This window comes from Pseudomonas sp. Pseu.R1, from assembly GCF_045764065.1.
GTDB lineage: Bacteria > Pseudomonadota > Gammaproteobacteria > Pseudomonadales > Pseudomonadaceae > Aquipseudomonas.
In genome coordinates this window covers 2,073,426-2,087,515 of sequence record NZ_JBJGEE020000001.1, presented here as the reverse complement: position 1 = coordinate 2,087,515, position 14,090 = coordinate 2,073,426, and the positions used below count along the sequence as shown (strand labels likewise).

Sequence of the window (14,090 nt, the reverse complement as noted above, 5' to 3'; positions counted from 1 at the left end):
ATGCCTGACATGGACGTTCGTTTCTTCGATTTTCTCGCCCGCCAGCCTTCCGCGAAACTGACCGCGCGCAGCACCTTCTGCGGCCTGCCCAAACGTGGTCTCGCCCTGATTCTGGCCAACGCGATGTTCTGGCAGCCGCTGCTCGCCCAGGCCGACGGCATTGCCGTGAGCGGCACCACCAACACCACGTTGGGCCAAGCGGGCAACGGTGTGCCCATCGTCAACATTGCCGCGCCCAACGCTGGCGGCCTGTCCCACAATCAGTACCAGCAGTACAACGTCGGCACGCAGGGCGTCATCCTCAACAACGCCACCGACCGCACCCAGAGCACACAACTGGGCGGCATCATCCTCGGCAACCAGAACCTCAACGGCCGCGCCGCCAACACCATTCTCAACGAAGTGACCGGCGCCAACGCCACGCAGCTCAAGGGTTATACCGAAGTGGCAGGGCAGGCCGCCCGCGTCATCGTCGCCAACCCGTACGGCATCAGTTGCAACGGTTGCGGCTTCATCAACACCCCGCAAGCGACCCTGTCCACCGGCAAACCCGTGCTCGACAGCGCAGGCGGGATTGACCACTTCCACGTCGACGGCGGCAGCGTCTCCATCGACGGCGCAGGGCTGAACGCCGACAACGTCGACCGATTCGACATCATCACCCGCAGCGCGAAAATCAACGCCGAGCTGCACGCCAAACAACTGAACATCGTCACCGGCCGCAACGACGTCAACGCCCAGACCCTCAACGCCACTGCGCTGGCCGACGACGGCAGCGCCAAGCCACAACTGGCCATCGACAGCTCTGCCCTCGGCGGCATGTATGCAGGTGCGATCCGCCTGGTGGGCACCGAAGCCGGTGTGGGCGTGAAGCTGGCCGGTAACCTGGCGGCCAGCGAAGGCGACATCCAGATCGACGCCAACGGCCAGTTGAGCATGGCCCAGGTCGCCGCCAACGGTGCGGTCAACGTCAAGGCGGCCAGCGCCGATGTGCAAGGCGCGATGTATGGCAACAGTGTCGACGTGCAGACTCGTGACGCGCTGACCATTCAGCAGAACATCGCCGCGCAGAGTCGCATCAGCCTGAGCAGCAACGGCCAGTTGACCAACAACGCTATCGTCGAAGCTGGGGTCAATGCCGACAACAGTCGTAACAATGCGGGTGATGTGGCGCTCAGCGCGAAGAACCTGAAGAACAACGGGACCGTGATTGCCAGCCGTGATGTGAGCGTGGCAACCCATGAAAATCTCGACAACAGCGCGCATCAGATTTCAGCCGGGCGTAACCTGACCCTCAACGCCCAAGGCACGCTGAACAACCAAAAAGGCAAACTGGTCGCCCAAGGTGGCTTGACCGTCAAGGGTGTTCATCTCGACAACCGCTCGGGCGGCACGCTGTCCGGACAGGCCGGGGTGCAGATCGGCCTCACGGGCGACCTGAACAACAGCAACGGCCTGATCAACAGCGAGGGCACTCTGGACGTCGCCGCCAACCAACTGATCAATACGGCGGGCAGTTTCTCCAGCGCTGGCAACACTCAAGTCGCCGCCCTCGGCGTACTCGACAACCAGCACGGCTCGATCAGCGCGGACGGCACGTTGAGCCTAACCAGCGCCCGTCTGGACAACCGCAATCAGGGTGCAGTTTCCGCAAAAGGCGCAACGGTTGTCAGTACCGGTACGCTCGATAACAGCCACAGCGGCCAGATCACCAGCGCTGACCGCCTCACGCTGACGGCCACTCAGGTCACCAACCAGGACAATGGGCGTATTGCCGCCTCGCAGGCCGTGAACGCCAGTGTCACTGGTCTTGATCAACAGAATGGCGAGCTGTTCAGCAATGGCACGCTGAACCTTGACCTCAACCATGGCCAGTTGAACAACCAGAATGGCCTCATCAACTCGCCCGGCGCGTTGTTGCTGAAAAACCTGGCGGGAGTGAACAACCAGAACGGCGAAATTTCTAGCGCCCAGGGTTTCACCTTCAACGCTGCCAGCCTCGGCAACGGCAACGGCAAACTGATCAGCGATCAGGCGCTGGTCGTGCGCGTGGCGCAGGCGCTGGATAACGTCAACGGCGTGATATCTGCCGGGTCGCTGGATGCCAGCAGTGCCAGTCTGAACAACACCGGTGGCCTGTTCAGCAGCCACGGAGCAATGACACTCGCCGTCACCAACACCCTGACCAACCACAACGCCACGGTCATCGCCGACGGCACGCTGTCGCTCACGGCCGCGAACGTCGACAACAGCCTCGGCCAGATCGCCAGCAAGCAAGACTTGATCGCCAATATCGGCGGACTGCAGCAACAGGGCGGCCAGTTTGTCGCGCTAGGGCGCCTGAGCCTAACCGGCAACACCCTCGATAACCGTGATGACGGGCTTGTCAGTGCCAACGGCCCCCTTAGCTTGGACGTCGGCGTGGTCGACAACCGGGGCGGTGAGCTGTCCAGCCAGGACCGCATCAGCCTCAGCGGTCAGCAACTGGATAACAGCGACGGCGGTCGCATCATCGGCCAGAAAGAACTGGCTCTGGTGATCGACACCCTGCTCAACCGGAACGCCGGGCAGCTGTCCGGCAAGACCGGAGTGAGCCTGACCGGCATCCAGCTCGACAACAGCGCTGGGAGCCTGTCGAGCCTGCAGAACCTCGACCTTCGGTTGAACGGCAATCTGCTGAACAGCCTGGGCCTGCTCAGCGCTGAAGGCACGCTCGCGGTTCACACCGGTTCGCTGAACAACAACGGCGGCACCCTTTCCAGCGCAGGCGCACTGAGCGTCGACAGCATTGGGGCGGTCACCAGTCAGGGTGGCAGGCTGGTCACCGACGACCGGGTGAACATCACCAGCGCCAGTCTCGACAACACCCTGAGTGGCAGCATTAGCGGCAAAGGCCCGGTGGTGATTCAGACGGGCAACGTCGACAACAGCAATCACGGTCGCATCACCAGCGGCGCAGGTCTGGAACTGACCGCAGCGCAACTGACCAATCGCGACGGCGGCAACATCGGCAGTCAGGTCAGCTTGCTGGCCAGTGTCACCGGCCTCGACCAGCAGGGCGGTAGGCTGTTCAGCAATGGTAGCCTCACGCTTGACCTCAACCACGGCCAGTTGAACAACCAGAACGGCCTGATCAACGCGCCCGGTGCCTTGCTGCTGAACAACCTCGCAGGGGTGGACAACCAGAACGGCGAAATCTCCAGCGCTCAAAGCTTCACGTTTGGCGCCGAAAGCCTCGACAACGGCGACGGCAAGCTGCTGAGCAATCAGGCGCTGATCGTGCGCGTCGCCCAGGCACTGAACAACGTCAAAGGTATGATCGCCGCCGCGAGTCTGGACGTAAAGGCCGGCTCGCTGAACAACAGCGGCGGCACCTTGACCAGCCGCAGCGATCTTGCACTCAATGTCGACGGCCTGCTGCGCAACGACAATGACGGCCTGATCAACGCCGCCAACACGCTCAATGCTCAGGCCACCGGCATCAGCAACATCGGTGGCGCACTGCTGGCCAACACAGCGCTGAACCTCGACCTCAACGGCGCGGATCTGGACAACAGCAACGGCCTGATCACCACCCAGAACCCGCTGACGATCACCCATCTGCGCGACCTGAAAAACGCCGGGGGCGAACTCTCCAGTGCGCTGAGTTTCAGCCTGACCGGCCGTACGCTGGACAACAGCGGCGGCAAGCTGATCAGCAACCAGACCCTCACCCTCAATGCCGATTCGTTGCTCAACCAGCTTGGCCTGATTTCCGGCTGGCAGGGGCTGAGCGTCAGTGGTGGCAGCCTCGACAACCGCAACAGCGGCACACTCTCCAGCCGCAGTGGCGACGTCGGCGTGGTACTCACAGGCGCTTTGCTCAATGGCAACGACGGCGCGCTGGTCAGCCAGAATGCGCTCAACGTTGCCGCCGCCAGCGTCGACAACCAGGGCGGGATTCTGTCCAGCGGAGCAGGGCAGACCTACACCGTCAGCGGCCTGCTGAACAACGGCCAGAACGGCCTGATCGACAGCGGCGCAGGCTTGACCCTCAACGCCACAACGCTGAACAACGCCGCTGGCACGATCAACGCGCAACAGGCGCTGACGTTCACCGGCACCGATCTGGACAACAGCGCGGGCAGCATCGCCAGTAACGCAGCGATCACCCTTGACCTGCTCGGCAGTCTGACCAATACCAACGGTCAGCTCGCCAGCGCGGGCGACCTGCTGATTCAGCGCGCCACCCAGATCAACAACCAGGGCGGCCAGCTCGCCAGCCAGCGTGCACTGACCCTGTTCACTCAAGTGCTCGACAACCGCAATCGCGGCACTGTGGCCGCCAATGACGCGCTTATCCTCACGGCCAGTGGCGCGATCCAGAATGCCAACGACGGCCTGATCTACAGCAAGAATGCCGACCTCACGGTGCAGGCCGTGAGCCTCGCCAACAACCAAGGCACGCTGCAAAGCCAAGGCGCGTTGAACGTGACCATCAGCGGCGACATCGACAGCCAGACCGGCAAGATCATCGCCCAGAGCGGCGACCTCACGCTCACCGCCAACAACGTCGACAACCGCGGCGGTGTGCTCTCCAGCCTGCAAAACGCCTTCACCGCGCGTATCACGGGCGTGCTTAAAAACGGCTACGACCTCAACCACCAAGGCGGCATCACCCAGGCCCAAAACCTCGACATCCGGGCACTGGCCGGCCTCGACAACTACGGCGGGCGCATCTCGGCGCAAACCGGCGACGCGCTGATCAACACCGGCAGTGGCAACTTCGACAACCGCAACGGCGGCCTCTACGCCAAACAAAAAATCAACGTCACCGGCAACAGCTTCGATAACAGCGGCGACAACGACGGCCAGATCGCGGGGCAGCAGATCGACCTCAACCTGAGCGGCACACTCAACAACCGCCTGGGCATCATCGAAAGCGACAGCACTCTCAGCATCAAAGCAGCCAGCGTCGACAACCAGACCGGCAAGATCCGCGCGATGGGCACCAGCGGTACCAGCCAGTTCCAGATCGGCGGCCTGTTCGACAATCGCCTCGGCACTCTGGAAACCGCCAACACCGATCTGGCGCTGGGTGTGGGCAGCCTGCTCAACGCAGGCGGCAGCGTACTGCATGTGGGCAGCGGCAATTTCGGGATTTCCACCGCCAACGTCATCAACGCAGGCGGCAGCTTCGTCACCCGCGGCGCCATGACTCTGAGTGCTGACAGTTGGACCAACAGCAGCGTCCTGCAAGCGGGCTCGCTGAACATCAACGTCAATAACTTTACCCAGACCGCGACGGGGCAATTGCTGGCCTCGAACGCTTTTACAGGTAGCGGGGTGAACTGGACCAATGACGGATTGATCGCCAGTGACGGGACGTTGAGTCTGAATCTGAGCGGTATTTACTCGGGTAATGGTCGACTCACCAGCCTCGGAACTCTGGGCTTGAGTGCGAGCCAGCTGTCGCTGGGTAGCGCAGGCAGTATCGCCGGTGGTGCGCACACGGACATCAACGTCGCGGGGCAGTCCACCACTTATGGCCGTATCACGTCAGCGGCGGACATGCTGTTCAACGCAAGCAGTATCGCCAACTACGGCACGTTGGGCGCGGCTCAAGGCTTGACGCTGACGACTCCCGTATTGACGAACGATCAAGGCTTGATTTTTAGCGGCGGCGATATGGTGCTGCGCGCAGGGGACGTCACCAACCGTAATGCTGACATCTACAGCCTGGGGTCACTGAGCATTGGCGGGCTGCAGAGTGGTGGGTGGGCCAACTCAATCACGAATCTGTCGGGCAGCATTGAAAGTAATGAGGATTTGGTGCTGGCTGCCAATTCGCTCATTAACCAAAGAGAAGTATTTGAAGTTACAGGTTCGCTGACCGGGAGCTCGATTGGGGTACGTTGTATCGATTGTGCGGCGACTGCGGACTGGATGGACTGGATGGACCGGCACGCCAGCCAATTGGTCTGGTTGCAGGATTACAACGCATCGGTAGGTAACACGTCTGCCGAGTCTGCCATCACGGCGGGTAGGGACTTGGTCGTGAACGGAGGCAGCCTGCAAAACGTCGCCTCGACGATCAGTGCAGTCAGAAACGCTTCCATCACCGTGAATGACTTCGAGAATCGGGGCTATGCCTTGGGCAGCTACTCGGTCAGAAGTCTCTACTCCCCGCCCGGAAACCTTACCGAAGGCTTTCTGATGCAGATTCTTGGCTATAACGCCATCAATGATGTTGATTACGACAGCCATTTTTTCTACGCAGATGGCACATTTGATCCCAATATTCATTTCTTGGATCGCGATTACAATGACAGCGTGCAGCACCTGTTGTTTATCCATGGAAATGGAAAGAATGATGGTCGTGGCTGGCACCTTTATTTTGGGACCATGAACTTTGAGTTCCAGGACGGCGGGCATTTAAACGATGCGGAGGCACGGATCCCTCGTCCTGCCTATGCGCCTACTGACGCTGGCATTATCCCGGCACCCCTCAGTGGTTTGTCACTGATTGATCAAGTTACGACCAATGGGTCTGCGGTCTCTAACGTCAGTTCGGTCGTGCAGGCGGGCGGTAGTCTGGTTATCAACGCCAGCCAGAATCTGAACAATTCGGTTGTGCAGGGCGCAATGGCTGTCACAAAACCTGCTGCACAGGGGCTGTCTACCGGTGTAAGCAGCGTTACTCCAACCGTTATTTCGCTTAATAAGCAACTGCCCCCCGACCTTGCACAACAGCAAGTCGACCCAACGACCTTGCCCGGCTTCAGCTTGCCCACTGGCCAAAACGGCCTGTTCCGCCTGAGCGGTCAGGGCGGCAACCAGGCCAGCGCAACACCGCAGAGCTGGAGCGTTGGCAGCACTACTGTCTCGACATCCCAACGTGATCAGGCGCTACCGGGCAGCTCCTCACGCGACGTGCTCATCGGCAACACCAACACACCAAGCGCCACGGGCCAATCACTGACCGTCGCTGACCGGCAAGACACAGGGGACACGGCCAGCCTACCAGGCCTGACCCGTGTGCAAGGCGTGCCCAGCTCGGCAGCGAAGCCTGGGACCGGCAAATACCTGATCGAAACCAACCCGGTACTCACCGACCTCAAGCAATTCATGAGTTCGGACTACATGCTCTCGGCGCTGGGCTACGACCCGGATCTGGCGCAAAAGCGGCTGGGTGATGGCCTCTACGAACAACGCCTCGTACAGCAAGCCGTCACGGCCCGCACCGGCCAGGCGTTCATCGACGGACAGACCTCCAACGAGGACCAGTTCAAATACCTGATGAACAACGCCATCGCCAGCAAGGACGAACTCAACCTATCCGTTGGCGTCTCTCTGACCTCCCAGCAGGTCGCCGCACTGACCCACGACATCGTCTGGCTTGAAGAGCATGAAGTGAATGGCGAAAAAGTGTTGGTGCCCGTGCTGTATCTGGCGCAAGCCGACAACCGCCTGGCACCCAATGGCGCACTGATCGCCGGTAACGACGTCACCCTGATTGCAGGCCAAAACCTGGAAAATGTCGGCACCCTGAAAGCCACCAACAATCTCTCAGCCTCCGCGGGCACCGATTTGGTCAACAGCGGCCTGATCTCTGCGGGCGACCGGCTGGATCTGTTGGCGGGTAACAACATTACCAACAGGTCGGGCGGCATCATCACCGGTCGTGATGTGGCGGTGAGCGCCGTAAACGGCGATGTGACAAACGAGCGAACACTGACTGAGCATCAAGTTGACTATCGCAACACAGTCACCAAAGAAGCCTTCCTGGACAGCTCGGCTCGTATCGAAGCCGCAAATGACCTGTCTCTTTCCGCCGGACGTGATCTGGTCAATACAGGTGCGTTGCAAAGTGGTCGCGATCTGACACTTTCTGCGGGTCGTGACGTTAATCTGCTTTCAGTCGCGACACAGACCTCATTTCAGGCGGGTAGCAATTTCTCGTACTCGACCACAACGCAAAACGGCAGCTTGACCTCGGCAGGACGCGACTTGTCGGTAACCGCAGGTCGCGACGTTATGGCGATTGCCAGTCAAATCGATGCCAAGCGTGATATTGCCATGGCGGCGACAGGCGATCTGACACTGAACTCGGCGACTGACGAGGATCATTCGTACAGCAAAAGCAAGAAGGTGACGGCACAGAACGACCATGTCAGTCAGGTTTCCAGCACGCTGACGGCAGGCGGGGACATTGCGCTCAAGGCCGGAAACGACCTTGGAATTATCGCCAGCAACGTCAAGGCTACGGGTGATGTGAGCCTGGATGCCGGACAAGACGTCTACGTCACCTCGGCCCAGAACGAAGACTATTCCTACTACAAGAAAAAGAAGAAAGGCTCGTTCGGTCGCAGCAGCACTCGCGTAACCGAAAGCTACCACTCCGACAACGTGGCCTCGGTGGTTGAAGCCGGGCATGACCTCTCCGTCAATACCACCCAGGATGCAGCCGGTGCCGTGAGTCTCAATGGCGGCCGCGATGTGGCTGTCATTGGCAGTCAACTGAGCGCTGGCAACGACATGCTGATCGGCGCGACGAATGATGTTTCCATCGTTTCAGCTGCGGAGGAGAGCGGTTCCTACAGCAAAAAGACCAAATCCGGTCTGTTCGGTATCAGCAAGAGTGGCAAAAGCCAGTTAACGACCGCCGAAACTCAAGTCGGGAGCGCGTTGCAGGCGGGCAATGATGCTGTCCTCGTCGCCGGCCGGGACGTCGATCTCAGCGCCAGCACCCTCGTTGCCGGGCGGGACGCAGAACTGCACGCGGGGCTGCTGGATGACACGGGTGACGTCAATCTCACATCAGCCAGCAACTCAACCTACAGCCACGCTGAGTCGTACAAATCCGGGCTGGGTTTGTCAGGCAGCCTGAACTCCAGCGGCATTGCAGGCAGCATCGGATCATCGACCCAACGCGGGCACGAAGTCACCACCTCGGCAGGTGTGGGCAGTCAAGTCGTGGCAGGGCGAGATGCGATTCTCGACGCTACCCGTGACATCAACATCATTGGTAGCTCGGTCGATGCTCAGCAAACCGCAGCGTTGGATGCCGGGCGTGACGTCAACGTCGTTGCAGGGGCAGACAGCACCCAGTCCACAAGCTGGAAATCCAGCAGGGATTCCGGATTGTCGTTGACGTGGGACCGTAACGGCTTCACCGGCTTCGTGGGTGAGACCAAGATCACGGACGCTTCGGCAAAAGGCGCAAAGACAGCCTCCGCCAGTTCTGTCTCAGGCGGCAACATCGGTGTGGACGCTGGCCAGGATGTGAATATTCAGGGTTCCGACCTCTACGCGGATAACAACATCGACCTGAAGGCCGGGCGAGACATTCGGGTTAACGCCGCCGCTGAAACCGACTCACAAGGCAGCAGCCGCAGTGTGACCACTAACGGCGTCTCAGTGACCGTCAACCACAACTACGGCAACACCGTCGATGCATTGAAAAACGTCGGCAAAGGCGATGATCTCGTCAGCCAGGCCTCCAGTGTCATGAAGGCTGCCGACACAGTCGATCAGTTCTTCCGTGGCGCCACCATGGATGAGAGTACGGGTAACAAGCGACAAGGTGAAAGCCTGATCAGCACCGTGGTCAGCAATCGCGGCTCGACCCTCAACGCGGGCAACGACATTTCCATGGACGCCGGTAACGATGTGACCGTCCGGGGAGGTGCGCTACAGGCAGGGCGAGACATCAACGTAAAGGGCAAGGACATTTCCCTTGATGTTGCCAAAGGCTCCGAGACGTCAGCAGGACAACAAAGTCAGAGCAAAAGCGGCATCGTCGGCGGCACCACGGGTGGCTTCAAGGTCGGTATCGGCGCCAGCAGCGGGGCCGCGTCACAAGATGGAAAGCAAGGTACATCTAGTGCTACCGAGTTGTATGCCGGACGTGACGTCAACCTCAACGCTTCCAACGACCTCAGCCTGATCGGTACTCGTGTCGACGCCAATCGGAATATCGACCTCAAAGCAGGCAACGACCTGACGATCCACGCTGCGCAGAACGATTCAAGCAGCAAGGATAGTCGGCACAGCGGCGGCGGTGAAGTCGGGCTTACAGTGGGACAGGGAGGCATTGGTGTCTACGCCAGCGTCAATCTGGGACGGGGCAATCTGGATCGTGAGGCGGCTAAACAGCAGGAAGCCTATCTCTACGCTGGAAATACGCTGGGCTTCGAGAGTGGCCGCGACACCACCGTCGCCGGAGCGACACTGCGTGGCGATAACGTCATCGGCAACGTTGGACGCGACCTGACCGTCTCCTCCGTCCCTGATACCGGAAAGGTGACCGGCAAAGAGTTCGATGTCAGTGCCACCGTCACAGTGGGTTATGGCGGCAGTGTCAGTGGCTCGGTCGGCTACGGCCAGACCACAGGCAGCACGAACTGGGTCGGCAATCAAACCTCAATCACCGCCAAAGACAAGCTCGACATCCGCACCGAGCAGCACACCCAAATCGACGGCGCGGTGCTTGCCTCGGACAGCGGTAACCTCAAGCTCGACACCGGGACCTTGGGCTTCAGCGATATCGCAGGCAAGGACAAGGAACAAGGCTATTACCTGAACGTGGGCGGTACCTACGGCTGGGGCGCCAGCGGCACCGCCAATCAGGATGCGAACCAGGTGGGCAAGGGCAAGGACGGCGAAAGCGGCTGGAACGTCTCGGGTTACAACTACAACAAGGACCGTGAACAGATCGTGCGTGCCACCGTGGGCGCGGGCGATATCACCGTGCGTGACGATGCACAGACCGGCAACGATTCGACAGCGGGCCTCAACCGCGATCTTAGCAAGGCGTATGAGATCACGCGGGATGACGAGCACAGGACGGACCTGTATGTGTCGAGTTCGTCGATTGATTTGGTCACGCATCCGTTGCAAACCCTCCAGCGCTGGAAGGATGCTGCGCTCAATTTTGACAAGGTGATCAAAGGGCGCATAACGGAAGTCACGACCTCCGCCGAGAGATTATGGAGCGAGATTCAAGCGCAGCGCGTAAGTGTTGAACAAATTCCAGAGGCGTCACGCAAGGCGTTGGGTGACCAACGAGCTTTGGATGTTGGAAAGAACCTCGTACGCGCAGGGCTTGACCCAGCGTTGCTGGCCACCCTTCCCGCAACCGTCACGACGCAGCTCAACGACTGGGCGAACTGTGCAGCAGGCGCCTGCCCTGTCACGAGCAGCAATGGCAGCGCAGAGGTAAACGGTCCCACATCCGGCACAGTGTTGACGCTTGATGAGACCGTAACCCAAGGCGTCACGCCATTCATGGCACTGTTCCTGACCCGGACGAGTGACCTGATCCAGGAGATCAACAAGCTGCCGGTGCAGGAAGCTCAGGTCGCGATGCTTGCGATGCAAGCCGCCATGGGGCCAGCCAAGGCGACCTTGAGCATCGCGTTGAATGCGTTGGCCCATGCGGCTTTCGGCGAGCAGTATGAAAAACTGAAGGAAGAGCTGGCGATCACGTTGACGGCCGAGCTGACAGAGACAGATCGCCAGGAAATACAAGACGCTAACGACGAAGCCAAGCGTCTGTACTCAAGCAACGATCACAGCGTTTTCCAGCTTGATGGTGACTCACAGGTTCTGGCCACTGAGTTTTTGATTGACCTTGTGGGTGGTGGACTGCAGTCGCTGGGAGGAAAGGCCACTGGGAAAGTGGTTAATGTGGTCGGTGATAAAGTACAAACCGGCTCGCTCAAACCAGAATGGCTGAGCCGTCTCCAAGCGGGTAATGACTTTAATAAAGTGCAGAGCAAAAATTATCCTTACAACGAGGTTTATATACAGAGGGAGGATGGCAAGGGGTATTATCGAGTTGACTCATACAATCCTGTAACAGAGGAAATTATTTCGCGGAAGTTCACTCAGCTCTCGGAAGTATCCGAAGCAACGGCAAAGAACTATATTAGTGAGGCGGTATCAAAGTACTCTCCTGGTGCTACGATTGCTAAGGTTCCATCTAGTGGATCGCTAGGAGGACAAAAGCTTCAAGGTACTGTAATATTGGAAATTCCACCGCAAAATGGACCGATTCCTTTGTCGGTTTTGGATGCAGCTAAGAAAGCTGACGTTATCCTTCGTGATACGAATGGGAAGGTATACTAGTTATGGAAACCGTAAAATACTGCCAAACGTGGTCCAGAATCAAAAAAGAGATGGTAGGGCCACTCTCGGAGGAAGAGGCCGCGTCTCTACATTCGTCTAATAACTCCTACACAGCACTCATCGGCGGAGGGCGATATCCAGCTTGTTTTATCGAGATGGTGATAGATAAAGCAATGGTGGGTGTGGGTTTTTTAGATGAGATGGGGCGAGTTTATTTGACTTATCAATTTCAAGTAGTTGCTAATGGGAAGATATTTCTCACCATGGCGACGTGGCGAAAATTTGATGGAGAGGGGGATAAAGTCCTGTCAGGGGAAAGCTATATTTTTTCAGAAAGTGGAGAGCTAGTGATTCGCCGCAATCGGATGGTCCCTTATGAGGTGGAGGAGGCAAACGCAACATTTGATCCTGCCGGTAACTATGAAAATATCCCTGTGTTTGGAGATTATTCGGCAGTTATTAAAGTCGAAAGATAGCTGCTAATACCGAATTGACCCAAATGCTGGCGCAAGAATGCCCCAAATCCAGCGTAGGCGATGGCTGCACGAAATCCGAGCGGTTCAACGATATCTCGGCAACTGGGTCTGTTCGGTATCAGCGCCAACACTCTCTACCAAAATGCCCGGATCCTAGATACCGGCCGTCTCCCATAAAGAGTGCTCACCAGTATTCAATATCGCAGACTACTGTAGTGGTCAACTCATCCCGGACACGGTTTTGAGTTTTTCTTCAGCTTTCGCCGGAGCCAGCCCATCGTTGAACTGATGCGGCCGGATCCAGTTGTAGTGGCCCATCAGGTATTGGCCAATGTATCGTTGAGCTTGCTGCCCGGTCAGGTAGCCCGTGGTCGGTATCCACTCTGATTTCAAGCTGCGGAAGACTCGCTCCATCGGTGCATTATCCCAACAGTTGCCTCGGCGGCTCATGCTCTGGCGCATGCGGTAGCGCCACAGTCTCTGGCGAAACTGACGGCTGCCATATTGCGATCCTTGGTCAGAGTGGAACAGGAGTCCTTGAGGCTTTCCACGTTGTTCGTAGGCGACGTCCAGCGCTTTGACCACCAGGTCTCCATCCGGCTTTTCTGATAAGGCCCAGCCAACCACTCTGCGTGCATAGAGATCCAGGACAACTGCCAGATAGTGCCATTTGCCTTGTGCCCAGACGTAAGTGATGTCTCCACACCAGACCTGATTTGGAGCTTCGACATCAAACGCTCGGTTCAAGGTATTCGGTATATCTGGCCGCTCCACTGTGGCCTTTTTGTACGCATGTGATCCTGGCTGCTTGCTGATCAACGCCAGCTCACGCATCAGGCTGCGTACCTTGAACCGCCCGATTTGCTCACCCTCTTCTTGCATCATTGCCATGATGGTACGGCTGCCGGGCGCACTTCGACCTCGCGTGAACAACTCATTCACTCGACTGCGCAACCGTAGTCGTTCAACGTCCGGAGTTCGCCTTCTGTGACGATGTGCGTAGTAACTTGAGCGAGTGACTTCGAACACTTCGCACAAACAATCAACGGGATCATGGTCGCTGAGCTGGCGGATCAGCGCGTACGCTCGAGATCTTCCGACATCAAGAGCGCGGTAGCCTTTTTTAGTATCGATTTCTCGCGTTTAAGGCGCGTGATCCGGGCTTCCAACTCTTGGATTTTTTGCTGCTTTGGAGTCAACGCTTTGCTGGCCGGCGTAACGCCGCCGCGCTCCTGCTGAAGCTGATTAACCCATCGGCGTAGGGCCGACTCGACCAAGCCGAGCGAACGGGCCGCTTCGGCATGGCTGTAGCCTTGATCAAGCACCAGGCAGGCAGCTTCGCGCTTGAACTCAGGGGTAAAGGTACGGCGTTGCTTGGTCATCGGACACCTCTCTGTGGCGAGCATTCTCGCCTAAATGGGTGTCCGGGGTTAGTAGACCACTACACTAGAGCTTGAGTCCAAGTGCAGCCAGAGGTCTTCTTGAGGCATTTCGCTTCGCACT

General features: G+C 58.5%; 3 protein-coding genes. 2 read left to right on the top strand and 1 reads right to left on the bottom strand.

The features are described from left to right. The first annotated feature begins 9 nt into the window (after positions 1 to 9). A complete protein-coding gene (locus tag ACI5GA_RS09645; RefSeq protein ID WP_421422654.1) occupies positions 10 to 12,111 on the top strand; it encodes a hemagglutinin repeat-containing protein in 12,102 nt (4,033 codons plus the stop codon). Between the two features lie 2 nt (positions 12,112 to 12,113). Continuing rightward, a complete protein-coding gene (locus ACI5GA_RS09640) occupies positions 12,114 to 12,587 on the top strand; it encodes a lytic transglycosylase (protein ID WP_404640499.1) in 474 nt (157 codons plus the stop codon). 219 nt (positions 12,588 to 12,806) lie between these two features. Here ACI5GA_RS09640 and ACI5GA_RS09635 read toward each other — a convergent pair. Then, positions 12,807 to 13,969 (bottom strand): IS3 family transposase gene (locus tag ACI5GA_RS09635; RefSeq protein WP_421422653.1). Its coding sequence is split into 2 segments (ribosomal slippage): positions 12,807 to 13,714 and positions 13,714 to 13,969, totalling 1,164 coding nucleotides; the frame shifts between segments, so codons are not numbered across the junction. Between the last annotated feature and the right edge of the window lie 121 nt (positions 13,970 to 14,090).

Excerpts from the sequence above, each read along its gene's own strand:
- ACI5GA_RS09645 (WP_421422654.1), top strand. The coding sequence starts at position 10 with ATGGACGTTCGTTTCTTCGATTTTCTCGCCCGCCAGCCTTCCGCGAAA.
- ACI5GA_RS09640 (WP_404640499.1), top strand. The coding sequence starts at position 12,114 with ATGGAAACCGTAAAATACTGCCAAACGTGGTCCAGAATCAAAAAAGAG.